The organism is Streptomyces sp. NBC_01460 (assembly GCF_036227405.1).
In the GTDB taxonomy this organism is placed as follows: domain Bacteria; phylum Actinomycetota; class Actinomycetes; order Streptomycetales; family Streptomycetaceae; genus Streptomyces.
On sequence record NZ_CP109473.1, the window covers coordinates 5,047,422 to 5,073,480 of the forward strand.

Sequence of the window (26,059 nt, forward strand, 5' to 3'; positions counted from 1 at the left end):
TCCGTGCGCACCCCCTCACTTAGAGTGCCGAACCGGATGCTTTGGCCCGTAACTCTTTCGAGTGACCGTCGTTGATGAGGGGGAGGCGGTTGACGGAGAACGAGCTCGGGCAGATGTCCGAGGGGGTCAACCGCACAGGTGACGACTTGTATCAGCCTGGAGGCTCAAGGTGACGCGCATCAGCTGCGGAGGACGGTCATGACATCCGTCCTCGTCTGCGACGACTCCCCGCTTGCCCGAGAAGCGCTCCGCCGCGCGGTTGCGACCGTTCCCGGCGTCGAGCGCGTGACGACGGCGGCCAACGGCGAGGAAGTCCTCCGCCGCTGGGGGGCCGACCGTTCGGATCTGATTCTGATGGACGTACGCATGCCCGGTCTGGGGGGTGTGGAGACGGTCAGGCGGCTGCTCTCGGCGGACCCCGGCGCCCGGATCATCATGCTGACCGTCGCCGAGGATCTGGACGGTGTCGCTCTCGCGGTGGCCGCCGGAGCCCGCGGCTATCTGCACAAGGACGCCTCGCGCGCCGAGCTGCGGGCGACCGTGACCCAGGCGCTCGCGGACCCGACGTGGCGGCTCGCCCCCCGTCGGCTCCGGTCCGCCGAGATGGGGGCGGCGCCGACGCTCACCGCGCGGGAGATCCAGGTGCTCGAAGGCATGAGCCACGGCCGCTCCAACGCGGAGATCGGGCGTGAGCTCTTCCTCTCCGAGGACACGGTGAAGACGCACGCGAGGCGTCTGTTCAAGAAGCTCGGGGCCTCGGACCGCGCGCACGCCGTCGCGCTCGGATTCCGCTGGGGCCTGGTCCGCTGATGCCGCGGCGCGGCCCGTAGCCGTGCGATCCCGTCCGCACGCCGGCGGACGGGGTGGCGGTGGGCGGTGGACCTGCGGCCGGGCCCTCCCCACCAGCGCTATGTGACGCTTCCCGGCCGATGCCGCATCCTTGGGGTTGTGGAGTTCCTCGGGGAACATTCGGTCGAGCGGAAGGGGAGGGCGCAGGACATGACATCCGGCGCACCCGCTCAGAACGCTGGAGCACTCGCTCGCGGCGCACAGGACGCACGACCCGAAGCACCTGCCGGCCGTCCCGACACGGCGACGGGCCGCGGCGACGATTCCGTCGGCCGCGGCGGCGCACCCGTCGGCGGCGGATCGGCGCACCAGGCTGATAACGCTTCGGTGCACAACTCGGGACGCGATGCCTCGGATCGGACGGGGCCGGGGCACCATGGTCCGATGCGTGAGGACGGGACGACGGTGATCGGTGCTCTGGTGCACCGCGCCGTGGACGGTGACGCGCAGGCCACCCATGACCTGCTCGCCCACGTGCACCCCCTCGCCCTGCGGTACTGCAGGTCCCGGCTGAACCGCCTGCCCGGTGATGCCCGTCACTTCGTGGAGGACCTCGCGCAGGAGGTCTGCGTCGCGGTGCTGATGGCGCTGCCGCGGTACAAGGACACCGGCAGGCCCTTCGAGGCCTTCGTCTTCGCCATCGCCGGCCACAAGGTCGCCGACCTCCAGCGCGCCGCGATGCGGCACCCCGGATCGACGGCCGTGCCCTCCGACGAGATGCCGGAACGGCCCGACGACTCCCTCGGTCCCGAGGAGCGGGCGCTGCTCAGCAGCGACGCGGCCTGGGCGAAGAAGCTGCTCGCCAACCTTCCGGACAACCAGCGCGAGCTGCTCGTGCTCCGGGTCGCGGTCGGCCTGACCGCGGAGGAGACCGGGCAGATGCTCGGCATGTCACCTGGTGCGGTCCGTGTCGCCCAGCACCGCGCGCTGAGCAGACTGCGGGCCCTCGCGGGCCAGTAGGGACCGGTTCCGGAGGGGCGCCCGGTGTGGAGGAAGCCACAGAACCGCCAGGTGATCTTGATCGTGGAATGAGACACCCGTGGAGCCCGTTAGCATGGACATCCGCACCGATCAAGACCATTTGGGGAAGGTGTCATGACTGCAAACGTCGACGGAGTGCCTGAGAAGTTCGCGACACTCGGGCTGACATACGACGACGTGCTGCTGCTGCCGGGCGCGTCCGAGGTCCTGCCCAACGCGGTCGACACCTCGTCCCTCATCTCGCGCAACGTGCGGGTGAACATCCCCCTGCTGTCGGCCGCCATGGACAAGGTGACCGAGTCGCGGATGGCCATCGCCATGGCCCGCCAGGGCGGCGTCGGCGTGCTGCACCGCAACCTCTCGATCGAGGACCAGGTGAACCAGGTCGACCTGGTCAAGCGGTCCGAGTCGGGGATGGTCACCGACCCGATCACCGTGCACCCCGACGCCACGCTCGGCGAGGCGGACGCGCTCTGTGCGAAGTTCCGCATCAGCGGAGTGCCGGTCACCGACCCCGCGGGCAAGCTCCTCGGCATCGTGACCAACCGCGACATGGCCTTCGAGTCGGACCGGTCGCGCCAGGTGCGCGAGGTCATGACGCCGATGCCGCTGGTCACCGGCCGTGTCGGGATCTCGGGTGTGGAGGCCATGGAGCTGCTGCGCCGCCACAAGATCGAGAAGCTGCCCCTGGTCGACGACGCCGGCATCCTCAAGGGCCTCATCACGGTCAAGGACTTCAAGAAGGCCGAGCAGTACCCGAACGCCGCCAAGGACGCGGAAGGCCGTCTGCTGGTCGGCGCCGCCGTGGGCGCCAGCCCCGAGGCGCTGGACCGGGCGCAGGCGCTCGCCTCCGCCGGGGTCGACTTCCTGATCGTCGACACCTCGCACGGACACAACAGCAACGCCCTCGACTGGATGGCGAAGATCAAGTCGAGCGTCGGCATCGACGTCATCGGCGGCAACGTCGCCACCCGCGACGGCGCCCAGGCGCTGATCGACGCGGGCGTCGACGGGGTGAAGGTCGGCGTCGGACCCGGTTCGATCTGTACCACCCGCGTGGTCGCCGGCATCGGCGTCCCGCAGGTCACCGCGATCTACGAGGCCGCGCTCGCCGCACGCGCCGCGGGTGTCCCCGTGATCGGCGACGGCGGCCTCCAGTACTCCGGCGACATCGGCAAGGCGCTGTCCGCCGGCGCGGACAGCGTGATGCTGGGCAGTCTCCTCGCGGGCTGCGAGGAGTCCCCGGGCGAGCTGATGTTCATCAACGGCAAGCAGTTCAAGTCGTACCGCGGCATGGGTTCGCTGGGTGCCATGCAGTCCCGCGGACAGGGCCGGTCGTACTCCAAGGACCGCTACTTCCAGGCAGAGGTGTCCTCGGACGACAAGCTCGTCCCCGAGGGCATCGAGGGACAGGTGCCCTACCGTGGCCCGCTGGCCAACGTCCTCCACCAGCTGGTCGGCGGCCTCCGCCAGACCATGGGCTACGTCGGCGCCGCGACCGTCGACGAGATGGAGAGCAAGGGCCGCTTCGTCCGCATCACCTCGGCGGGTCTCAAGGAGAGCCACCCGCACGACATCCAGATGACGGTCGAAGCACCGAACTACAGCAGGAAGTAAGACACCAGCGCAGGTGAGGGGCGGACCGGCTTCCCGGGACCGCCCCTCACGCGTGCGTCGGGGATACTGGTCAGCGCAGACGTAGAGGGAAAGGCCACACCATCGTGACTGAGATCGAGATCGGGCGCGGCAAGCGCGGCCGCAGGGCATACGCGTTCGACGACATCGCTGTCGTACCGAGCCGCCGTACCCGTGACCCGAAGGAGGTCTCGATCGCCTGGCAGATCGACGCCTACCGTTTCGAGCTGCCCTTCCTGGCCGCGCCGATGGACTCGGTGGTCTCCCCGCAGACCGCCATCCGCATCGGTGAACTGGGCGGCCTCGGGGTCCTGAACCTCGAAGGGCTGTGGACCCGGCACGCCGACCCGCAGGCGCTCCTCGACGAGATCGCCGAGATGCCCGTCGAGGCCGCCACCCCGCGGCTCCAGGAGATCTACTCCGCCCCCATCCAGGAGGAGCTGATCGGGCAGCGCATCAAGGAGGTGCGCGACTCCGGTGTCGTCACCGCCGCCGCGCTGTCGCCGCAGCGCACCGCGCAGTTCTCCAAGGCGGTCGTCGACGCGGGCGTCGACATCTTCGTCATCCGCGGTACGACGGTCTCCGCCGAGCACGTCTCCGGCGCGGCCGAGCCGCTCAACCTGAAGCAGTTCATCTACGAGCTGGACGTCCCGGTCATCGTGGGCGGCTGCGCCACGTACACCGCCGCCCTGCACCTGATGCGGACCGGCGCGGCCGGTGTCCTCGTCGGCTTCGGCGGCGGCGCCGCGCACACCACGCGCAACGTCTTCGGCATCCAGGTCCCGATGGCGACCGCGGTCGCCGACGTGGCCGGTGCCCGCCGCGACTACATGGACGAGTCCGGCGGCCGGTACGTCCACGTCATCGCGGACGGTGGCGTCGGCTGGTCCGGCGACCTGCCGAAGGCCATCGCCTGCGGCGCGGACGCCGTGATGATGGGTTCCCCGCTGGCCCGCGCCACGGACGCGCCCGGCCGCGGCCGGCACTGGGGCATGGAGGCGGTCCACGAGGACGTGCCGCGCGGCAAGCTGGTCGACCTGGGCTCCGTCGGGACGACCGAGGAGGTCCTGACCGGCCCCTCGCACACCCCCGACGGCTCGATGAACATCTTCGGCGCCCTGCGCCGGGCGATGGCCACCACGGGCTACAGCGACCTCAAGGAGTTCCAGCGCGTCGAGGTGACGGTGGCGGACTCGCAGCACCGCCGCTGACCGACGCCGCACGGAGGAGGGCCCGGACCGCAGATGCGGTCCGGGCCCTCCTCCGTGCGTGGCTCAGTCGGCGGCCCTGGTGAGCGGTCTCAGTGGGCGGCCTTCTTGGCGGACGAGAAGGCGGCCGCCGCGGCGATCGCGAAGAAGAGGATGCTGATCGCGTTGGTGTCGGCCTTCCACGCCTCGTTCAGCAAGCTGAAGTGCTCGAAGAATATCTCTGTGACCGTGACCGGGGCGGACTTGGTGGCGATGATCGCCTCGCCGAGCAGCTGACCGCCGTACACGCCGATCAGGGCGAGGATCGCACCGATGACCGGCAGCGCGGGGTTGCGGCCACCGACCTTGCCCCCGGCGAACCCTACGAGGAAGCCGACACCGACCGCCGCGTAACCGATCTGGTGCTCGGTGGCGCCGATGATCCCGCCGTAGACGCCGGCACCCACGAGGGCCGCGACGAAGGCGGCCAGTACGCCGAGGCCGAGGCCGGAGCCGCCTCGGGCCGGCGCGGCGGGAGCGAACGGTGCGCCGCCGCCGAACTGGCCGGGCTGCTGCTGTCCGCCCGCGAACGGGTTGCCGGTCGGCGCGGAGGGCTGCTGGCCGGCGTACGGGTTGCCCGTGGGGGCCGGGGGCTGCTGCGCCGCGTACGGGTTGCCGTCGGTCGGCTGACCGCCGCCGTAGGGCTGCTGCGGTGGGTTCGGCGGCTGCACGGGCTGGCTCATACGGGTTCCCCCCTGGGAAGCGGTACGCACGAATGTGCGAGAAGTGACGCCGCAGGCTAGCAGCCCGTGCCGACACCGCCCACCGGAATCCCGGCGGCCCCGCCCCGGGGCAGGTCAGAGGCGATGGGCGGCCCCAGCCGGAGTGGCCCCCCGGGTGTCGAGGAGGAGCTGCGCCTTCACCGCGAGCCCCTGGAGGTCGTACGTGCGGTGGTGCTGCAGAAGCACCGTCAGATCCGCCCCCGCCGCCGCCTCGTAGAGGGAGTCGGCGCGCGGTACGGGCAGGTCGCGCACGCGCCAGTCCAGGACGTGCGGGTCGTGGTAGCCGATCTGGGCCCCCATGTCCATGAGCCGGGTCGCGATCTCGCGCGCGGGGGAGGCCTCCTGGTCGGCGAGGTCCGGCTTGTACGTGACCCCGAGCAGCAGGACCCTGGCCCCCCGGACGGACTTGCCGTGCTCGTTCAGCAGCGTCGCGCAGCGCTGGATCACATAGCTCGGCATGCGGTCGTTGATCTCCTTGGCGAGCGAGACCATGCGCAACGGGTGCCCGGGCGTGCGGCTGTAGTACGGGAAGCAGCCGGGATCCACCGGTGCGGCGTGGCCTCCGACGCCGGGTCCGGGGCGGAACGCCTCGAAGCCGAACGGCTTCGTCTCGGCGCACCTGATGACGTCCCAGAGGTCGACACCGAGGTCGTGGCAGAGCACCGCCATCTCGTTGACCAGCGCGATGTTGACGTGCCGGAAGTTGGTCTCGAGGACCTTCGTCATCTCCGCCTCGCGCGGCCCGCGGGCCCGGACGACCTTGTCGGTGAGCCGTCCGTAGAAGGCGGCGGCCGATTCGGTGCACGCGGGGGTGAGGCCCCCGATGACCTTCGGGGTGTTGCCGAAGACGTGGGTGCGGTTCCCGGGGTCCAGGCGCCCCGGGGAGTGGGCGAGGTGGAAGTCGCGCCCGGCGCGCAGGCCGGAGCCCTCCTCCAGCAGCGGGCGTACGACGTTCTCGGTCGTGCCGGGAGGAACGGCGGATTCCACCAGGACGGTGGTGTGCGGCCGCAGCCGGGCGGCGAGCGCCCGGGCCGCGTCCGTCACGGCGCGGAGGTCGAGGGTGCGGTCCGGCCCGAGGGGGGTGGGGGCGCAGATCGCGGCGGTGCGGACCCGGCCCAGCGCGGCCGGGTCCGCTGTGGGCCGGAAACCGCCCGAGACCATCCGCCGGATGTCGGACGCGCTGAGTGATCCCTCGACCGGCGTACGGCCCGCGGAGAGTTCGGCGAAGGGGCGTGGGTCGGTGTCGTAACCGACGGTGTGGATTCCCGCGCCGACGGCTGCTTGGGCGAGGGGCAGGCCGAGGTGTCCGAGTCCGATGACGGCGAGGTCTGCGGGCATGTGGGCCGGTCCTTTCCCTAAGGCCAGGAGACAGAAAGCGCAACTGCTGAGGACAGCGCAATGTCAGACTAGGCGTAAATATGACCTATATGTCGCATTCTGTGACGCGTGTGGGGCGGGTGTTGTCCACAGGCGGTGGCTGAAGTCGGAGACCGCGGACAGAATCGAGAGATGGGCACGGGCGCCCGGCCTTCCGGCCGGCCCCCGCTCCCGTGCCGTACCACCCCGATGCACCGGGATTACCGGGAGGCAGCAGTGAGGACAGCGACACTGGGACCCGCGGAGCGCGCCGACGCGCTGACCGCGATGGCCGAGCGCGAACTGGACGTACTGGTCGTGGGAGCGGGCGTGGTCGGCGCCGGGACCGCGCTGGACGCGGTCACCAGAGGACTCTCGACCGGGCTGGTCGAGGCGCGCGACTGGGCGTCCGGCACGTCCAGCCGGTCCAGCAAGCTGATCCACGGCGGGCTGCGCTATCTGGAGATGCTGGACTTCGCCCTCGTACGGGAGGCGCTGAAGGAGCGGGGGCTGCTGCTGGAGCGGCTGGCACCGCACCTGGTGAAGCCCGTGCCCTTCCTCTACCCGTTGCAGCACAAGGGCTGGGAGCGGCTCTACGCGGGCTCGGGCGTCGCGCTGTACGACGCGATGTCGTTGTCCTCCGGCCACGGCCGCGGGCTGCCCGCGCACCGGCACCTCTCGCGCCGTCGCGCCCTGCGGGTCGCCCCGGCCCTCAAGAAGGACGCCCTGGTCGGAGCCCTGCAGTACTACGACGCCCAGATGGACGACGCGCGCTACGTGGCGACCCTGGTCCGCACGGCCGCGGGCTACGGCGCCCAGGTGGCCAACCGGGCGCGGGTGACCGGCTTCCTCCGGGAGGGCGAGCGCGTCGTCGGCGCGCGGGTGCAGGACGTCGAGGGCGGCGGGGAGTACGAGGTCAGGGCCAAGCAGGTGGTCAACGCGACCGGGGTGTGGACCGACGACACCCAGGCCCTGATCGGTGAGCGCGGACAGTTCCACGTCCGCGCGTCGAAGGGGATCCACCTCGTCGTGCCCAAGGACCGCATCCACTCCTCGACCGGCCTCATCCTGCGGACCGAGAAGTCCGTGCTCTTCGTGATCCCGTGGGGCCGCCACTGGATCATCGGCACGACGGACACCGACTGGGACCTGGACAAGGCCCACCCGGCCGCCTCCAGCGCCGACATCGACTACCTGCTCGAGCACGTCAACGCGGTGCTGAACACCCCGCTCGGCAGGGACGACGTCGAGGGCGTCTACGCCGGGCTCCGGCCCCTGCTGGCCGGCGAGTCGGAAGCCACGAGCAAGCTCTCGCGCGAGCACACCGTGGCCCACCCGGCGCCCGGACTCGTCGTGGTGGCGGGCGGCAAGTACACGACGTACCGGGTGATGGCGAAGGACGCCGTGGACGAGGCGGTCCACGCCCTGGACCAGCGGGTGGCGGACTGCGTAACGGAGGACGTCCCGCTGCTGGGCGCCGAGGGGTACCGGGCCCTGTGGAACGCCCGCGCCAGGATCGCCGCCCGCACCGGGCTGCACGTCGTCCGGGTGGAGCACCTGCTCAACCGGTACGGCTCGATGGCCGAGGAGCTCCTCGACCTGGTGAAGGCCGACGCGTCGCTGGGGGAGCCGCTGGCCGGTGCCGAGGACTACCTCCGGGCGGAAGTCGTCTACGCCGCCTCCCACGAGGGCGCCCGGCACCTCGACGACGTCCTGACCCGGCGCACCCGGATCTCCATCGAGACCTTCGACCGGGGCACCCGGTGCGCCCGCGAGTGCGCGGACCTGATGGCGCCGGTCCTCGGCTGGGACACGGACCAGGTCGAGCGGGAGGTGGAGCACTACCGCAAGCGGGTCGAGGCGGAGCGTGAGTCGCAGCGCCAGCCCGACGACCTGACGGCGGACGCGGCGCGGCTGGGGGCGCCGGACATCGTGCCGCTCTAGGTGCCCTGTGGCCCTACGTGCCCTCGGAGCGGGCGGGCGGGCAGAACTCCGCCTCCAGCAGACCCGTTTCGAGGGCCTCGCCGGGCGGTGTGTCCGTGTTGACCCGGAAGGTGAGGACGTGCCGTCCGTCGCGGGTCGCGGCGGTCCGGACGTAACTGCCGGTGATGTGCCCGTTGTGGCCCCAGACGGTGGTGCCGCAGGAGAGTTCCTGCGGATAGATCCCCATGCCGTACGTGCCGCCCGAGGGCCGGGTGTCGAGGAGCGTGGCAAGCTCGGCGGGGGGCAGCAGCCGGCCGCCCAGCAGCGCCGCGTAGAAGTCGTCCAGGTCCGCCAGCGTGGAGACCACCTCCCCCGCCGCCCCCGCGAACCGCGGGTCGACGGCCGTGACGTCGCGCACGGTGCCGTCGTCGGGGGAGCGGTGGTATCCGCGGGAGTGGGGGAGGGGCAGGGTCGCCCGGGCGCCGGGCAGCGAGGTGCCGGTCAGCCGCAGGGGTTCGAGGACCCGGCGCCGTATCTCGGTGGCGTACGGATGCCCGGTGACGCGCCGGACGACCAGGCCGAGCAGCGCGTAGTTGGTGTTGGAGTACGCGTACGAGCCCCGCGCGGCCACCGGAGGGCGGGCCACGGCCGCGCGGACCGCGGCGGTGGGGGTGACCGGCCGCGCCGACGGGCCGGCGGCCCCCGTGAGCGCCGGGTCCGTGGCGGGAAGGGCCGTCAGGTAGTCGGGGAGGCCGCTGGTGTGGGTGAGGAGCGCGCGCAGGGTGAGGACGGAGCCGTCGTTCCCGTGCCCCCGCACGAGGCCCGGCAGGTACTCCTCCACGCTGTCGTCCAGCGCGATCCGTCCCTCGTGGGCGAGTTGGAGGACCACCGTCGCGACGAACGTCTTGGTGATGCTGCCGGCCCGGAAGTGGTCCCCCGCCCCGATGCCGGGGCCGGCGGAGCCGAAGGTCTCCTCGCGGGCGGGGGTGTGGTGGCGTGCCAGAAAGGCGGCTGCCGGGGCGCGCCCCTCGACGACGAGCCGGGGGAGGTAGGACGATGCGGGCGTGGGGTGTGGTTCGCTGGGCAGGCTCGCGGTTCCCGGGGCGAGCAGGGTCAGCACCAGCGGGGCGACGGGCAGCGCCCTGAATATCGGCATGGCAAGGGGTTCCTTCCTCCGGTCACATCATGGCCGACCCGGACCCGGGACCATGGGCGGTCCCGGGGTGAGGGACAATGAACGCTCTGCCAGGGCGGGTTGATCGCAGAGGGGACGCATGTCGGAGGCGGAGCAGGCGCGGGAGCCCCAAGGGGACAAGGACGGACGTCTCCTGGCGGGGCGGTACCGCCTCGGGGAGGTGCTCGGCCGGGGCGGCATGGGCACGGTCTGGCGTGCTGCCGACGAGACACTGGGGCGCACGGTCGCGGTCAAGGAACTGCGGTTCCCCTCGTCCATCGACGACGAGGAGAAGCGGCGCCTCATCACGCGGACGCTGCGTGAGGCGAAGGCGATCGCGAGGATCCGCAACACCAGTGCGGTGACGGTCTACGACGTCGTCGACGAGGACGACCGGCCGTGGATCGTCATGGAGCTCATCGAGGGCAAGTCCCTCGCCGAGGTGATCCGCGAGGACGGGACGCTGACCCCGAGGCGTGCGGCCGAGGTCGGACTCGCCATCCTCGACGTGCTGCGCTCGGCGCACCGCGAGGGCATCCTGCACCGGGACGTGAAGCCGTCCAACGTGCTGATCTCGGAGGACGGCCGGGTCGTCCTGACGGACTTCGGGATCGCACAGGTCGAGGGCGACCCCTCCGTCACCTCGACGGGCATGCTCGTCGGCGCCCCGTCGTACATCTCGCCCGAACGCGCCCGAGGGCACAAGCCGGGGCCGCCCGCCGACCTCTGGTCGCTCGGCGGGCTGCTGTACGCGAGCGTCGAGGGCCGGCCGCCGTACGACAAGGGCTCGGCCATCGCCACCCTGACGGCGGTGATGACCGAGCCGGTCGAGACGCCCGTCAACGCCGGACCGCTGGAGGAGGTCATCTACGGCCTGCTGGCCAGGGACCCCGATCGGCGGCTGGACGACGCCGGTGCGCGCGCCCTGCTCAACGCCGTGATCAACGCCCCGGAGGCGCCCGCCGTCCCTCCGGCCGAACGTACGCAGGTCATGGCCCTGCCCACGATCGGTGACGCCGGGAGCGACAAGGGAGGCCGGAGCGGCAAGGGCGGTCCGAAGAAGACAGCGGCGGCCGCCGCTGCCGCCGTACCTGCTTCCGCCGCCGCGAGCAGTGGGCCCGGCGCTTCCGGGGTCTCCGGAAGCCAGGCTTCCGGCAGTCAGGCGCCCGCCTCCGCTGCGGAGTCCTCCTCGGCGTCCGCCCCGGCGGGCGCGGCGGGGATCGCCGAGGGCACGAAGGACCGGCTGCGTGACGCACTGCGGTCGGTGCGCAACGCCAGGACCCCGGTGGCCACCGCATCGGCCTCCGGCCCGGCCGCAGCCCCGCCCGGACGTCCGGCCGCGGCCCGCGCGTCGATCACCGATGTCGTGCCGCGCCGCACGCTGGCGGTCATCGCCGGTGTCGTCGTGCTCGCCGTGCTCGGCACGATCCTCGCCCTCACGCTCGGCGACGACGACACGGGCAACCAGGGCGGCGGCTCCAAGGGCGACACCGCCTCGGCCGGAGCCACGGCCGGCGGTGGCTCCGAGCCCGCGACCGGAGGGGGCGCGGGCAAGGACGAGGAGAGCGGGAAGCAGGACGGCGGCAAGGACGGCCAGGGAGAGGACAAGGGTGAGGCGTCGGGCGACACCTCGCCCTCACCGGAGACCGAGAAGCCTTCCCCCGACCCGGACGCGCTGCCCGCCGGGTACAGGAAGGTCACCGACGAGCGGTTCCACTTCTCGATGGCGATGCCCGAGGGCTTCAAGCGCAACGGCATAGCGGGAAGCAACTCGGGCGGCATCTACAACGAACGCGGTGGCTTCCCGCGCGTCCAGATCGACTACAACTCCTCGCCCGGTGACGACGCCGCTGCCGCATGGCGCGGTCTGATGGGAGCGGTCGCCGCGAGCAGCAGCGGCTACTCGCACATCGGGATAAAGAAGGTCGAGTACAACGGCTACCCGACCGTCGCGGACTGGGAGTTCACGCGCAACCAGCAGGGCATGCGGGTCCGGGTCCTCAACCGGGGCTTCAAGGTCGACGCCACCCACGGCTACTCGATCATGATCAGCTGCAAGGCGGACGAGTGGGACGGCGACGCGTGCAAGACCCTGCGCGAGACCGCCTTCGCCTCGTTCGAGCCCACCGACTGACCGGACCGGACGGGGGCTCGGAGCGGCCGGGTTGGCGTGACCCGGCCGCGCCGCCGCCCCTTGCCACGTATGGTGAGAGACCGAGGACCGTACGCAGCCGCAATCATGGGTCAATTGCACAGCAAGTGACCGCAATTGACGGATTGACGCGGTCTCGGTGACCGGGGGACAGCGCGCTCTGGGGAGGCGTCGTGGACGACTACGCGGGTCGGGTGCTTGCCGACCGCTACCGCCTTCCCCTGCCTCCGTCCGATGCGTACGAACTGGCCGAGACACGGGCGTTCGACACGTACAGCGGGCAGGAAGTCCTGGTGCGGCAGGTGCCGCTGCCGGAGGTCGTGGACGCCGAGGTGCTCGACGCCGACGGTGTGCCCTCGGCCAGGCGGGCCACCGGCCGTACGGTGCGGCGGTCCACGGACCCCGCGGTCCGGCGGGCGATCGAGGCCGCGCAGGCGGCGGCGCAGGTGCCCGACCATCCGCGCCTGGACCAGGTCTTCGACGTGTTCGCCGAGGCGGGATCGCTCTGGATCGTGAGCGAGCTGGTCGCCGCCCGGCCGCTCGCCGCCCTTCTCGCCGAGCGGCCCCTCAATCCGTACCGGGCCGCCGAGATCGGCTCCGACGTCCTCACGGCGCTGCGGGTGCTCCACGCGCACGGCTGGACGCACCGCAACATCACCGTCCGCACGGTCCTGGTCTGCGACGACGGCCGCGTGGTGCTGACCGGACTCGCGGCGGGCGCGGCCGAGGAGGCGCTGTGCGGATACGTTCCGGCGCCGCAGCCGGACGAGCAGAACGCCTACGGGCCCCCGGCGGTCGAATCAGGCCCCACCGGCCCGTACGAGCCCCCGGCGGTCGAGCCGGGTCCGTACGAGCCTCCGGTGGTCGAGCCGGGTCCGTACGAGCCTCCGGTGGTCGAGCCGGGTCCGTACGAGCCTTCGTCGGTCGAGTCGGGTCCGTACGAGCCTCCCGCCGTCGGGACCGGTCCCTACGAGCCTCCGGTGGCGTACCGGCCGGACCTCGCGCCGCCCGGGCCCGGGGCGCATCCCGTCCCGGAGGCCCTGCCGGCGCCCAGGACACCCGCCGACGGCGGGCAGGCCCCCGCCACCCGTGCCGAGATCGAGGCGGCACCCCCCGCCCTGCCCCCGGCGGAGCCCGGGGCGGGGAGCGCGGCGCAGCTGCGTGCCGCCCGCGCCGGGGCCATCGCGGCCTACCGTGCGGGAGCCCGCGCCGCGGCCCGCGCCGGTGAGGAGCGCAGGCGCGAGGAGCACGACCAGGACAGCGGCCAGGAGGGGGGCGGGGCCGAGGAGCCCGCCGCTCCGCGTACTCCCGGGCCCCCGCAGCTGACGACCGGCTGGGGCCGGGCGGCCGAGGCCCCGTACCCCTACCCGTACGACGACGAGGACGACGAGGACGACGACGAGGGCCCGGGCGGCCCGCCGCCCGCCGGCCGGCGCGTCCACCTCGCCGGCACCTGGGGCGACGGCGCCGGTTCCGGCCGCCCCGTGCCCGCGGGCGGCTCCGGGGGCCCGGGCCGCTCCGGCGAGGACGCGCTGCGCGCCGACGCCAGGCGCCTCGGCAGCGGTCCCGCGGAGCGCCCGGACCGGCTGCCCCGGCCGGCCGTCGCGCGGGGACCCGCCGGAGGGTGGGACGAGGTCGTCGCGGGACGCGGTGACGCCCCCGCCTACCGGGGTCCGGCCACCCCTCTCGCCGCCGAACGCGCCCGCCAGGCCCGCATAGCCGTCGTCGGCGCCGTCACCGAGCGGTGGGCGCCCGAGCAGGCGGGTCCGGTCCACGACAACTGGCAGCTCGCCCCGCCCATCGGCCCCTCCACCGACCTCTGGGCGCTCGGCGCGCTCCTCTACCGCGCCGTGCAGGGCCACGCCCCGTACCCGGAGGAGAACGCCTCCGAGCTCGTCCAGATGGTCTGCGGCGAACCGCCCGCCTTCGCGGAGGAGTGCGGCCCGCTCCGTCCCGTCGTCGAGTCGCTGCTGCGTCAGGACCCCACGGAACGGCCCGACTTCGAGGAGCTGCGCGGCTGGCTCCGCTCCCTCGTGCGCTCGGCCCCCGAGCCGGAGGTCGGCACCGACATCGTCACGATGCCGCCCGCCGACGCCACCCGTCTGCCGGTCGTACGCCGCCGGGGCGAGCTGGTGCGCCGGCGCCGCGGCCGGGGCGCGGCGCACGGCCGGCACCGTCAGGGGAGGCCGCAGCGCCGTGAGCGGCAGGCCTACGAGCAGCCCCCGGCGTACGAGAAGCCGTCGCGCCCGCCCCGCGAGCCCAAGGGGCCCAAGGTGCTCCGCCAGCCGCAGCCCGGCGGCCGGGCGCCGCGGCGGCTCGGACGCCTGCTGCTGGTGCTGATCCTGCTGGCGATGGCCGCCGCCGTCGCCTACGCCATGCTGTTCATGCCCAAGGACGGATCGGGGACGGGCGCGGCGCCTTCGGACTCCGTCGCACCCGCGGAGCCGGGCCCCGGCGACGGCCCGTCCGACGGGAAGGCGTCGTCGTCGGGTTCGCCCGAGCCTTCGCGGTCCTCGAAGCCCTCGGACTCCGGGGGCTCGTCGGGCTCGGAGAAGCCGCAGACCAGCCGCTCCGCCGTCGCCCTCGCGCCGGGCTACAAGCTGCGTGAGGACGCGGAGGGCTTCGAGATCGGCGTACCGGAGGGCTGGCAGCGCAGCCCGGCCGACGCGGACCGTCAGGTCCGTTACGGCAGCGACGGGTTCAGCGTGCTGGTGGTCCCCGGCCGGGACACCGTCAAGGCCAACGGCGGGGATCCGCTCGACTACCAGCGGACCAAGGAGCCCGAGTTGAAGCCCTTCCGCGAGTCGAGCTGGGCCACGTCCACCGGTCTGCGCCGTGTCGACGTCGGACGACAGGCCATGGCCGAGGGGCAGTTCACCTGGCAGGAGGGCGACGGCCGCCAGGTGTACGTCCGCAACCTCGCCATGATCGTGGACGGCCGGTACCACATCGTCCAGGTCATCGGCCCGGAGAACGAGCGGGACAAGGTCTCCGAGATCTACGAACAGGCCATCTCCTCCTACCGGGTGAACTCCTGACGACGCGACAGTGAAACGCGACAAGCATCACAGTGCGGTTTCGTGGGCGGTGCGAGGTTCCGTGACACCGCCTCCCGTCCGTACCCTGTCGTCCCAAGGAAAACGGGGCGGGGACACACGTGGAACACGCGCAGGGCACGGACGCGGGGATCGTACTGGCCGGACGGTACCGACTGGGTGACGTCCTGGGGCGCGGCGGCATGGGCAAGGTCTGGCGCGCCCAGGACGAGGTGCTCCACCGGACCGTGGCCGTCAAGGAACTGACGGCCGGACTGTACGTCGCCGAGGCGGACCGGGCCGTGCTCCACGCCCGCACCCAGAAGGAGGCACGCGCGGCGGCCCGGATCACGCACCCGGGAGTCGTCACCGTCCACGACGTCATCGAGTACGACAACCGCCCCTGGATCGTCATGCAGTACGTCGACGGGCCCTCGCTCGCCGACGCGGCGAAGGAGTCCGGCGAGGTCGATCCGCGCGAGGCCGCCAGGATCGGACTCCATGTGCTGAGCGCCCTGCGGGCCGCACACGGCGCTGGAGTCCTGCACCGGGACGTGAAGCCGGCCAACGTCCTGCTCGCCCGCGACGGCCAGGTCCTGCTGACCGACTTCGGGATCGCCGCGATCGAGGGCGACTCCACCATCACCAGGACCGGTGAACTGGTCGGCTCCATCGACTACCTGGCACCCGAGCGGGTCCGGGGCGGCGACCCGGGCCCCGCCTCCGACCTCTGGTCGCTGGGCGCCACGCTCTACACGGCGGTCGAGGGCAGCTCGCCCTTCCGCCGTACGTCCCCCATCTCCACCATGCAGGCCGTGGTCGCGGAGGAACCGCTGCCGCCGACACGTGGCGGCGCGCTGGCGCCCGTGATCACCGCCCTGCTGCGCAAGGACCCCGCGGACCGTCCGACGGCCGAGGAGACGGAGCGCATGCTGCTGGACGCGATGGAGGGGCGAAGGCCCCGTGCCGCGCAGGCGCACGTCCCCACGCAGCGGGTCTCGGAGGAGGAACTGAGCGCCTTCTCCGGCCCGGACGGTTCCACCGCCCACCTCGCCCGGCCCGTGCCGGAGCCGGACGGGCCCGCGTACACCTCGCCGTCCACCACCGGGAGCGCCCGGAAACCCTGGCGCACCGTCCTGGTGGTCCTCGCGGTGGCCGCGCTGATCGGCAGTGCGGTGGGCCTGGTCATCAGGTACAGCGGTGACGCCGGCGGAAGCACGGCCGGAGAGGCCTCGGGGCGGAGCGCCGGGGGCCCGGCGCCCTCCGCGTCCTCCTCCGAGGGCGCCGCGGGGGATCCGGCCGGGGACCCGGCGGGGGAGGGCGAGCCCGCCTCGGGGAAGACCCCCGACGGCTGGAAGCGGGTCGACGCCCCCGAGGGATTCGGCCTCCTGCTCCCGGAGGGCTGGGAGCGGCAGACCGGTGGCGAGCGGATCGAGTACAGCCCCGACAACGGGGCGCACAGCCTCCGGATCAGCCTCGATCCGCAGCCGGACTTCGACACCTCGTACTCGCACATGCAGAGCATCGAGAAGGACCTGTCCCAGCGCCTGCCGGAGTACGAACGTCTCACGCTGGAGGAGAACGTCTTCCGCGACCGTCCCGGCTCCCGGTGGGAGTTCACCTGGATCGAGTCCCAGGGCCAGCCCGGCCCCCGCCACGGCATCGACCAGATGTACTTCGCCGAGACGGGCGGGCCGGAGTACGCGTTCTACCTGACCGGTCCCGAGGAGGACCAGGACGAGACCCGGCAGCTCTTCGAGACCATGCTGCGCAGTTGGACACCGCCGGAGGACGCGGGCTGAGGGAGCCCCCCTGGGGACACCCTCGGAGGGTCCGGCGGCGACGGGCGGGGAGGACACCGGCCTGGCAGTGGCCGGACGGCCGAAAATTCACGATTCCCGACGCCCGATCCCGAGAACGAGGGTGGATCGCCCCTGATCAGCGGTTATTCAGCCAGTGATCACTGGCTGAATGGCTGAGCGTGGCAGGAGTCTCTGGCGGGGTTGGTGAAAACCTGTTACCCACGGGTACCCAAAGTCGGCGGCTGGACATACTCTCGCCCTCATGACGGACTCGCAGGCTTCCTCGACCACCTCCGCCGCCTCCGGCACCCGCGTCGGCACCAATCCGGTGGCCACCGCCCCCGCGGGCGCGCGTACCGCCGCGGACGTGGTCACACCCGAGGTGATCGCCCAGCTGACCCGTGGCGTCGTGGGCTCCGGCCGCACGTCCAACCACAGCCCCTTCACCGGGGCGAAGCTGGCGGACCTCCCCGAGTCCACCCCCGAGGACGTGGAGACCGCCTTCGACCGGGCCCGCGCCGCCCAGCCCGTCTGGGCCGCGACCCCGGTCAGGGCCAGGGCGGCGGTGCTGCTGCGCTTCCACGACCTGATCCTGCAGCGCCAGTCCGAGGTCCTCGACCTCATCCAGCTGGAGACCGGCAAGGCCCGGCTGCACGCCCACGAGGAGGTGCAGGCCGTCGCCGTCTCGGCCCGGCACTACGGGCGCAGGGCCGCCGCCTACCTCAAGCCGAAGCGTCACACCGGGGTCGTCCCGGCGCTGACCAAGGTCACCGAACTGCGCCAGCCGCGCGGTGTCATCGGCCAGATCGCCCCCTGGAACTACCCGCTCGAACTCTCCGTCGGCGACGCGCTCCCCGCCTTCGTCTCCGGCAACGCCGTCGTGATGAAGCCCGACACGGAGACCGCGCTCACCGCGCTGTGGGCCCGTGACCTGCTGATCGAGGCCGGACTGCCCGCCGAGGTGTTCCAGGTCGTCCTCGGCGAGGGGCCGGTCGTCGGGCCCGAGGTCGTCCAGCGCGCCGACTACGTCTCCTTCACCGGCTCGACCACCACGGGACGTGACGTCGCCCAGCGCGCCGCGGCACGGCTCGTCGGTGTCTCGCTGGAGCTCGGCGGCAAGAACCCCATGCTGGTCCTCGCGGACGCCGACGTCGAGAAGGCCGCGGAGGGCGCCGTGCGCGCCTGCTTCTCCTCGGCCGGACAGCTCTGCATCTCCATCGAGAGGCTGTACGTCCACGCGTCCGTCGCGGACGCCTTCGTGGAGCGCTTCGCCGCCCGGACCAGGGCCATGCGGCTCGGCGCCTCCCTGGCGTACGGGGCCGACATGGGCTCACTCGTGGGCGAACGCCAGCTGGAGACCGTCAGCAGGCACGTGGCGGAAGCCGTCGAGAAGGGGGCCACCCTCGTCGCGGGAGGCGTCGCCCGCCCCGACATCGGTCCGCTCTTCTACGAGCCGACCATCCTCGACAACGTGCAGGAGCCGATGGCCGTCTGCGCCCAGGAGACCTTCGGCCCGGTCGTCTCCCTCTACCGCTTCACCGACGAGGACGAGGCGGTCACCCTCGCCAACGCCACGCCCTACGGCCTCAACGCGAGCGTCTGGACCAACGACTCCCGGCGCGGCCACCGGATCGCGGCCCGGCTGCGCGCGGGCACCGTCAACATCAACGAGGGGTACGCGCCCGCGTACGGCAGCGTCCAGTCGCCCATGGGCGGCATGAAGGACTCCGGACTCGGCCGACGCCACGGCTCCGAGGGCATCCTGAAGTACACCGAGGCCCAGACGGTCGCCCAGCAGCGGCTGATGCCCCTCGCGCCGGCCTTCGGGATGGACGACGAGACGTACACGGCCTTCATGAGCCGCAGCCTCAAGGCGATGAAGGCCTTCCGGCTGCGCTGATCCCCAGCGCCCCTCCCATCTGCCCTTTTCGTACCGAGGAGAGCCATGTCCCAGGACAGCCCTGCCCAGAATCAGGCCGCCCCGGCCACTCCGGCGGCGCACGACGACGCGTACGACTACGACGTCCTCGTCGTCGGGTCGGGCTTCGGCGGCGCGGTCTCGGCCCTGCGGCTGAGCGAGAAGGGGTACCGGGTCGGCGTCCTGGAGGCGGGCCGCCGCTTCACGCGCGCGACGCTCCCGAAGAACTCCTGGGACATCAAGAACTACCTCTGGGCGCCGGCGCTCGGCCTGTTCGGCATCCAGCGGGTGCACCTGCTGGGCAAGGTGATGGTGCTGGCGGGCGCCGGTGTCGGCGGTGGTTCCCTCAACTACGCCAACACCCTGTACGTGCCGCCCGCGCCGTTCTTCGAGGACCGCCAGTGGTCCGGCATCACCGACTGGAAGGACGAGCTGGCGCCGTACTACGACCAGGCGAAGCGGATGCTCGGGGTGCGGCTCAACCCGACGGTGACCCCCGCGGACGTCCACCTCAAGGCCGTGGCCGAGACCATGGGGGTCGGCGACACCTTCCACCTCGCCCCCGTCGGCGTCTTCTTCGGTGACGGGAAGGACGCCGACGGCACGGTCGACACGAAGCCCGGAGGGGAGGCCGCCGACCCGTACTTCGGGGGTGCGGGCCCCGCCCGGACGGCCTGCTCCCAGTGCGGCGAGTGCATGACGGGCTGCCGCCACGGCGCGAAGAACACCCTCAACGAGAACTACCTGTACCTCGCGGAGAAGGCCGGGGCCGTCATCCACCCGATGACGTCCGTCGTCGCCGTCACGGACGGCCCGGACGGCGGCTACCGCGTGTCGACCGTCCCCACCAACCGCCGCAAGGCCACGCCGTCCGTGCTGCGGGCCCGGAAGGTGGTCGTCGCCGCGGGCACGTACGGCACCCAGACCCTGCTGCACACCATGAAGGACGAAGGACTGCTGCCCCGGATCTCGTCCCGCCTCGGTGAGCTGACCCGGACCAACTCCGAGGGCCTGGTGGGGGCGCAGACCAGCGACCGCCGCTACCGGAAGAAGCACGGCACGGCCAAGGCCGACTTCACCCGGGGCGTCGCCATCACCTCGTCCATCCACCCGGACGAGAACACCCACATCGAGCCGGTGCGCTACGGCAAGGGCTCCAACGCGATGGGCGCGCTGACCATCCTCCAGGTGCCCTACAGCACCCACCGGGTGCTCAGCTGGTTCGGCAACGTGGCCAAGCACCCGTGGCTCCTGATGCGCTCGCTGTCCAACCGGCGCTGGTCGGAGCGGACCATCATCGGCCTCGTCATGCAGTCGCTGGACAACTCGCTGACCGCGTACCGCAAGCCCGGCGGCCTCGGCAAGGGCCTGCTCACCGCCCGGCAGGGCCACGGCTCGCCCAACCCGACCCAGATCGCCGAGGCCACCCAGGGCGCGACGCTGCTCGCCCAGGAGATCAACGGCTTCGCCGGGTCGAACATCGGGGAGCTGATGGGCACACCGCTCACGGCGCACTTCCTCGGCGGCTGCCCGATCGGGGCGAGCCCGGAGGAGGGAGTCATCGACCCGTACCACCGGCTGTACGGGCACCCCGGCATCTCCGTGGTCGACGGCTCCGCGGTCTCCGCCAACCTCGGCGTCAATCCGTCGCTGACCATCACCGCGCAGGCGGAGCGCGCCATGTCGTTCTGGCCCAACAAGGGCGAGGAGGACCCCCGCCCGGCGCAGGACGCGGCGTACGAGCGGCTCGCCGCCGTCGAGCCGGCGTCGCCCGCGGTGCCGAAGGAGGCGTTCGGCGCGCTGAAACTGCCGTTCCTGGGGATTCCGGCGGTGCCGCCGAAGAAGGCGGCGTCGGAGGCCTGACCCGGGAACGCCGAGGGGCTGCACCCCCCTCCGAGTGCAGCCCCTCCACGTACCTCCCGGTGACGCGTCTCATGCGGCGGCGTCACCGTTCGTGCGGCGCCGCACGACGAACACCGCGCCGGCACCGGCACCACGGCCGCGCCGCCCGCGAGGGCGAACGGGCCTGCCGTCGCCGGGTACGGAACGAAGCCGGTGGGTTCGCCATGGATGACCTGTGGGGCCCGGCAACGGTTGTCCTCCGTTTCACGGAATCTTCATGTGGCGTGCGCCACATCCCGCCGCCCCTGATGTCACCCTGGCCCGCCCCGGAACGGACCCGGACAACCGCTCCGGGCGGCGGGCGGCGCGCCTAGCCTGCGGGGAGAGCCCCGGCCGGGCCTCGCGTCCATGAGCACGTCTCCCCGTCCACCAGGAGGACGATTCATGCTGTTCAGAGGCAGTTCCGCCGCACGGTGCCGCGGCTTACGGAACACGGCCACGCTCGCGCTCGCCATCCTCGCCACCGTCCCCGGGCTCACCGCCGCGCCCGTCGCGACAGCGGCGCCGGTGACCACGAGCCCGCTGCGATGGGCTCCGTGCGACGCGCCGGACACCCCGGGCGCCGAGTGCGCCACCCTCACGGTGCCGGTCGACCGGGCCCGTCCCGACGGGCCGACGTTCGACCTGGCCGTGGCCCGCCGCCGGGCCACCGGCCCCGGCGCACGCGTCGGCTCCCTGGTGTTCGGCCCCGGGGGACCCGGTGACTCCGGTGTGGAGCGGGTGGTGGGAGGCATCGGCCGGTTCAGCCCCGAGGTCCGTCGAAGGTTCGACATCGTCAGCTTCGACCCGCGTGGTGTGGGTGGGAGCAGCCCGGTGACCTGCTCCGCCGATCTGCTCGCCCGGCGGCCGTCGGCGGATCTGGCGAGCCAGGCGGAGTTCGAGGCCACCCTCGCGTACAACGAGCGGCTCCGCGCGGACTGCCGGAAACGCACCGGCCCGGTGTTCGATCACCTCGACACGCGCCGGACGGTCGAGGATCTGGACGCGCTGCGGGCCGCCCTCGGCGAGGACCGGCTGACGTTCCACGGGAGCTCGTACGGCACGCTGCTCGGGGCGCAGTACGCCGAGACCTACCCCCACCGGATCCGCGCCATGGTGCTGGAAAGCGTCATGGACCACAGCGTCTCCCGCACCCGCGACTTCCTCCGGGGCGGGGCCGCGGCCGCTCAGGACTCCTTCGACGCGTTCGTGCGGTGGTGCGCCGACGACGCGGCCTGCGCGCTCCACGGCCGCGACGTGCGCGCGGTCTGGCGGGGTCTGCTGAGCCGGGCCGAACGCGGCGAACTGGAGAACCCCGACCGGCCGGGAGCCTCCCTCCCGCCGGAGGAGCTGGTCAACCGGATCGCCTTCAAGGGGTTCTACACCGCCCGCTACGCCGACCTGGCCACCGTCGTCGTCGACATGGAGGCGAGCAGCCCGCTCCCCGCCTCGACCGCCCCGGCCGTGCCGCTGCCGGCGGCCGTCCCCGTCTTCTGCGCCGACTGGCACCTGCCCGTGCGTGACCACCGGGAGTACGCCTCACTCGTCCGCACGATGAACAGGACCGCGCCCGATCTGCCGCACCTCCTGCCGATCCGGATGACAGCGGCGTGCCTCGGCGCGCCGGCGACCGACCCGCAGCACCGCCTGACGGTGGACGGAGCCCCGCCGATCCTGCTGGCCAACGCGCTCCACGACCCGGCCACCGGCTATCCGTGGGCGGTCTCGGTCACCCGGCAGCTCGGCCGCGGCGGCGTGCTCCTCACCTACGAGGGCCGGGGCCACGGCAGTGTCACCAGCGGCCCCTGCATGGAGGACGCCGTCGACGGATACCTGACCGGCCTCACCGTGCCACCACACGGCACCAGGTGCCCCGCAGTGCTGTCCTGATCCGACTGATCGATCCGAAAGCGGCCGGTCCCGGGCGTCCCCGGGGCCGGCCGTACGGGTGACCGGGCTGCTGTCCCCTGCCGACCGGTCACACACGCCGGGCCGTGGTCCCACGACGTACCCGAGGTACGTCACACGGTCCGGCGGAGCCACGCGTGGATCCCTGCCGATGCCGCCCCTGGCTGGCACGGACACCCGGACCAACGAAGCCGTCAGGGCCCCGGTCACGCGCCGTACGGGTGAGACCGGGACCGAACGCGGGTGCGGCCGTACAGCCTTCCCGGACGTCACACCCGGCCGCGGCACAGCTCCAGCAGCGTCATGGCGAGCGCCGTGCCCGGCTTCCCCAGGGCGTCGCTGTAGTGGCTGAGGACGTCCATCTCACGGGACAGGTTCACCCGGCGGCCGCCGGACGTGATCCTGGCCTCCTGGATGACCGCGGAGACGGCCATCCGTTCCTGGACGAGGCCGATGATCCGGTCGTCCAGCGCGTCGATGCGCGTTCGGGCGCCCCCGATCAGGGTCGCGGCCTCGTCGGTGTGGGCGCCGGTCCGCTCGGCGGCCGTCTTCGTGGGTGCGGTGCTGGTCATCCGTGACTCCTGGTGGGCAGGGCCCCCGGAGCGACAGGTCCGCCGGACGCCAAGGCGCCCCGGGCCTGTCGGCCCGGGGCGCCTTGGAAAGTTGCTTGTCAGGTGCTCAAGCAGCACGACCATGGCAGCCGGCGGGCCGGGTGCCATAGGTAAAGACGAAGATCGTGTGCTGACGCATGAGGGCAAGTATGGACCCCGCCCCGGGCCCGGGTCCACGCCGGGCCCGGATCGTGAGACGGGAGCCCGGCGGGACGCCGTTCCACGGCCGGTAGAATTGGGAGGACCGACCCCCTCTCCACCGCCGGAAGGCCGCCCCGTGCCAGCAGCACCCCCCGCCGCCCCCGACACCACGACCGACGTCGTCCTGGTTGTCGACTTCGGCGCCCAGTACGCCCAGCTCATCGCCCGTCGCGTCCGTGAGGCCCGGGTCTACAGCGAGATCGTCCCGTCCACGATGCCGGTGGCCGAGATGCTGGCCAGGAACCCCCGGGCGATCATCCTCTCCGGCGGACCGTCCTCGGTGTACGCGGAGGGCGCGCCCAGCCTCGACCGTTCGCTGTTCGAGGCCGGGGTCCCGGTCTTCGGCATGTGCTACGGCTTCCAGCTCATGGCCACCACGCTCGGCGGCACGGTCGACGACAACGGTGCCCGCGAGTACGGCCGCACCTCGCTCGCCGTCTCCAAGGCCGGCTCCACGCTCTTCGAGGGCACGCCCACCGAGCAGCCGGTCTGGATGTCGCACGGCGACGCCTGCTCCGCCGCCCCCGAGGGCTTCACCGTCACCGCGTCCACGGACGTCGTGCCGGTCGCCGCCTTCGAGAACGACGAGAAGAAGCTCTACGGCGTCCAGTACCACCCGGAGGTCATGCACTCGACCTACGGCCAGCAGGTCCTGGAGCACTTCCTCTACCGGGGCGCGGGCATCGAGCCGACCTGGACGACCACCAACGTGGTCGAGGAGCAGATCGCCCTGATCCGCGAGCAGGTCGGCGACAAGCGCGCCATCTGCGGCCTCTCCGGCGGCGTGGACTCCGCGGTCGCCGCGGCCCTCGTGCAGAAGGCCATCGGTTCCCAGCTCACCTGCGTGTACGTCGACCACGGTCTGATGCGCAAGGGCGAGACCGAGCAGGTCGAGAAGGACTTCGTCGCCGCGACCGGCGCGAAGCTGAAGGTGGTCGACGCGGAGAAGCGCTTCCTCGACGCCCTGGCCGGTGTGTCCGACCCGGAGCAGAAGCGGAAGATCATCGGCCGCGAGTTCATCCGCGTCTTCGAGCAGGCCCAGCTGGAGATCCTCCAGGAGGACGGCCCCGAGGTCGCCTTCCTCGTCCAGGGCACCCTCTACCCGGACGTCGTCGAGTCCGGTGGCGGCACCGGCACCGCCAACATCAAGTCCCACCACAACGTGGGCGGGCTCCCCGACGACATCGAGTTCCAGCTCGTCGAGCCGCTGCGCCAGCTGTTCAAGGACGAGGTCCGGATGGTCGGCCAGGAGCTCGGCCTGCCGGAGGAGATCGTCCAGCGCCAGCCGTTCCCGGGCCCCGGTCTCGGGATCCGCATCGTCGGCGACGTCACCAAGGAGCGGCTCGACCTGCTGCGCGAGGCCGACGCCATCGCCCGCGAGGAGCTGACCGCGGCCGGCCTGGACCGTGACATCTGGCAGTGCCCCGTGGTCCTGCTCGCGGACGTCCGCAGCGTCGGTGTCCAGGGCGACGGCCGCACCTACGGTCACCCGATCGTGCTGCGCCCGGTCTCCTCCGAGGACGCCATGACGGCCGACTGGTCGCGCCTGCCCTACGAGACGCTGGCGAAGATCTCCACCCGCATCACCAACGAGGTCGCCGACGTCAACCGTGTGGTCCTCGACGTGACGAGCAAGCCGCCGGGGACGATCGAGTGGGAGTGATCCCTGCTCCCTGAGGTCAACGCCGATGCCGTCGCTCATTCGTCTGGGCGGCGGCATCGGCGTATCCGGTATCCATCACAACAAGATCAAGCTGGACTCGCCCTTCCCGATCGAGGCGGACCTCACGGAGATCTACAACCGGGGCCGGTAGAAATCCCTGGCCTCCGCCGACGTCCCGTGCCAGGCTCCCGGTCATGCCGAGCGAAGAGATCAGAGCCCTCATGTCCGCCCCCGGGAACGACCGCCTGACGTGGAACACCCCGCTCTCCGAGGAACACGCCGGCCGGCTGATCGCCGCCTGCGAGCCGGCCCCCGGCGCCCGCGTCGCCGACTTCGGGAGCGGGTGGGGCGAGTTGCTGATGCGCCTGGTCGAAGCGGCCCCCGGATCCACCGGGGACGGCATCGAGACCGACCCGGAAGCCGTCGCGCGCGGCCTGCGGCTGGCGCGGGAGCGTGGGCTCGCGGACCGGGTGCGGTTCCACGAGGTGCCGGCGGCGGAGTACCCGGGTGACGGCTACGACCTCGTCGTCTCCATCGGTTCCTCGCACGCCTGGCCCGGCGGCACCCCGGAAGCGCTGAAGGCCCTGCGGGCCGCCGTACGTCCCGGTGGACGGGTGCTGTTCGGGGACGGGTTCTGGGAGCGTGAGCCCTCGGCCGCGGCGCTGGAGGGGCTGGGCGCCGAGCCCGACGACTTCGGCTCGCTGCTGGAGCTGATCCGGCAGGCGGAGGCCGCGGGGCTGAGGCCGCTCCAGGTGACCGTCGCCGACCGGCGTGAGTGGGACCTCTTCGAGTCGGCCGCCAACATAGGGCGCGGCGAGCGCTGGGCGCTGGCCCACCCCGGGCATCCGCTGCACGCCGAGGTGACCGAGGCCGTCGACGCCCGTCGCACCGGGTACTACGGCGGATACCGGGGGACACTGGGCCTCGCCTACCTCGTGCTCAGCGCCTGAAAATCGCACATTTCTACGACAGGCGCCCCCGGCCCGCCCCGATGTGGGACG

18 protein-coding genes are annotated in these 26,059 nt (G+C 72.4%); 14 read left to right on the top strand and 4 right to left on the bottom strand.

Annotated features, from left to right (window positions below; translation table 11 throughout):
- Positions 1–198: 198 nt before the first annotated feature.
- From OG488_RS22890 to OG488_RS22905, 4 genes are all read left to right on the top strand, one after another.
- On the top strand, positions 199–810 hold the full coding sequence (locus OG488_RS22890) for a response regulator transcription factor (RefSeq protein ID WP_003948568.1): 612 nt from the start codon (positions 199–201) through the stop codon (positions 808–810).
- 423 nt (positions 811–1,233) lie between these two features.
- Positions 1,234–1,809: a sigma-70 family RNA polymerase sigma factor gene (locus tag OG488_RS22895; RefSeq protein WP_329231921.1), complete on the top strand. Its 576-nt coding sequence runs from the start codon at positions 1,234–1,236 to the stop codon at positions 1,807–1,809.
- Positions 1,810–1,944: 135 nt separating this feature from the next.
- A complete protein-coding gene (gene guaB, locus OG488_RS22900; RefSeq protein ID WP_329231923.1) occupies positions 1,945–3,447 on the top strand; it encodes an IMP dehydrogenase in 1,503 nt (500 codons plus the stop codon).
- Between the two features lie 104 nt (positions 3,448–3,551).
- Positions 3,552–4,676, top strand: coding sequence for a GuaB3 family IMP dehydrogenase-related protein (locus OG488_RS22905; RefSeq protein ID WP_014154539.1), 1,125 nt, complete (start codon positions 3,552–3,554; stop codon positions 4,674–4,676).
- Positions 4,677–4,765: 89 nt separating this feature from the next.
- Here OG488_RS22905 and OG488_RS22910 read toward each other — a convergent pair whose 3' ends face one another.
- Together OG488_RS22910 and OG488_RS22915 are read right to left on the bottom strand one after the other, a co-directional pair.
- Positions 4,766–5,395 (bottom strand): hypothetical protein, encoded by a 630-nt coding sequence (locus tag OG488_RS22910; protein WP_329231925.1) that lies wholly within the window; start codon positions 5,393–5,395, stop codon positions 4,766–4,768.
- A gap of 114 nt (positions 5,396–5,509) precedes the next feature.
- Positions 5,510–6,772 carry a nucleotide sugar dehydrogenase gene (locus OG488_RS22915; protein WP_329231927.1) on the bottom strand — a complete coding sequence of 421 codons (1,263 nt, stop codon included), beginning with the start codon at positions 6,770–6,772 and terminating at the stop codon, positions 5,510–5,512.
- A 255-nt stretch (positions 6,773–7,027) separates the two neighbouring features.
- Between OG488_RS22915 and OG488_RS22920 the strand changes: the two genes are divergently transcribed.
- On the top strand, positions 7,028–8,734 hold the full coding sequence (locus tag OG488_RS22920) for a glycerol-3-phosphate dehydrogenase/oxidase (RefSeq protein WP_329231929.1): 1,707 nt from the start codon (positions 7,028–7,030) through the stop codon (positions 8,732–8,734).
- Positions 8,735–8,747: 13 nt separating this feature from the next.
- Here OG488_RS22920 and OG488_RS22925 read toward each other — a convergent pair whose 3' ends face one another.
- Positions 8,748–9,869, bottom strand: a complete 1,122-nt coding sequence (locus tag OG488_RS22925; RefSeq protein ID WP_329231931.1) for a serine hydrolase domain-containing protein — start codon at positions 9,867–9,869, stop codon at positions 8,748–8,750.
- Positions 9,870–9,987: 118 nt separating this feature from the next.
- On the opposite strand from OG488_RS22925, the gene OG488_RS22930 reads away from it, so the two are divergent.
- The 6 genes from OG488_RS22930 (at position 9,988) to OG488_RS22955 (ending at position 22,565) form a co-directional block, all read left to right on the top strand.
- A complete protein-coding gene (locus OG488_RS22930; RefSeq protein WP_329231933.1) occupies positions 9,988–12,021 on the top strand; it encodes a serine/threonine-protein kinase in 2,034 nt (677 codons plus the stop codon).
- A 191-nt stretch (positions 12,022–12,212) separates the two neighbouring features.
- Positions 12,213–15,077 carry a protein kinase gene (locus OG488_RS22935; RefSeq protein ID WP_329231935.1) on the top strand — a complete coding sequence of 955 codons (2,865 nt, stop codon included), beginning with the start codon at positions 12,213–12,215 and terminating at the stop codon, positions 15,075–15,077.
- A 119-nt stretch (positions 15,078–15,196) separates the two neighbouring features.
- Positions 15,197–16,876 carry a protein kinase domain-containing protein gene (locus OG488_RS22940; protein ID WP_329231937.1) on the top strand — a complete coding sequence of 560 codons (1,680 nt, stop codon included), beginning with the start codon at positions 15,197–15,199 and terminating at the stop codon, positions 16,874–16,876.
- A 262-nt stretch (positions 16,877–17,138) separates the two neighbouring features.
- Positions 17,139–18,776, top strand: coding sequence for a succinic semialdehyde dehydrogenase (locus tag OG488_RS22945; RefSeq protein ID WP_329231939.1), 1,638 nt, complete (start codon positions 17,139–17,141; stop codon positions 18,774–18,776).
- Between the two features lie 45 nt (positions 18,777–18,821).
- Positions 18,822–20,657: a GMC family oxidoreductase gene (locus OG488_RS22950; protein WP_329231941.1), complete on the top strand. Its 1,836-nt coding sequence runs from the start codon at positions 18,822–18,824 to the stop codon at positions 20,655–20,657.
- 423 nt (positions 20,658–21,080) lie between these two features.
- Positions 21,081–22,565 (top strand): alpha/beta hydrolase, encoded by a 1,485-nt coding sequence (locus OG488_RS22955; RefSeq protein ID WP_329231943.1) that lies wholly within the window; start codon positions 21,081–21,083, stop codon positions 22,563–22,565.
- Between the two features lie 287 nt (positions 22,566–22,852).
- Here the strand turns inward: OG488_RS22955 and OG488_RS22960 are convergent, their stop codons facing one another.
- A complete protein-coding gene (locus tag OG488_RS22960) occupies positions 22,853–23,155 on the bottom strand; it encodes a chorismate mutase (protein WP_329231945.1) in 303 nt (100 codons plus the stop codon).
- Positions 23,156–23,471: 316 nt separating this feature from the next.
- Here OG488_RS22960 and guaA point away from each other — a divergent pair, with 316 nt between their 5' ends.
- From guaA to OG488_RS22975, 3 genes are read left to right on the top strand one after another with little or no spacing between them, the layout of a single operon-like run.
- Complete coding sequence (gene guaA / locus OG488_RS22965; protein WP_329231947.1) at positions 23,472–25,058, top strand: glutamine-hydrolyzing GMP synthase; 1,587 nt, start codon at positions 23,472–23,474, stop codon at positions 25,056–25,058.
- Between the two features lie 25 nt (positions 25,059–25,083).
- A complete protein-coding gene (locus OG488_RS22970) occupies positions 25,084–25,209 on the top strand; it encodes a hypothetical protein (RefSeq protein ID WP_329231950.1) in 126 nt (41 codons plus the stop codon).
- 43 nt (positions 25,210–25,252) lie between these two features.
- Positions 25,253–26,008: an SAM-dependent methyltransferase gene (locus tag OG488_RS22975; protein ID WP_329231952.1), complete on the top strand. Its 756-nt coding sequence runs from the start codon at positions 25,253–25,255 to the stop codon at positions 26,006–26,008.
- The last annotated feature ends 51 nt before the right edge of the window (positions 26,009–26,059 follow it).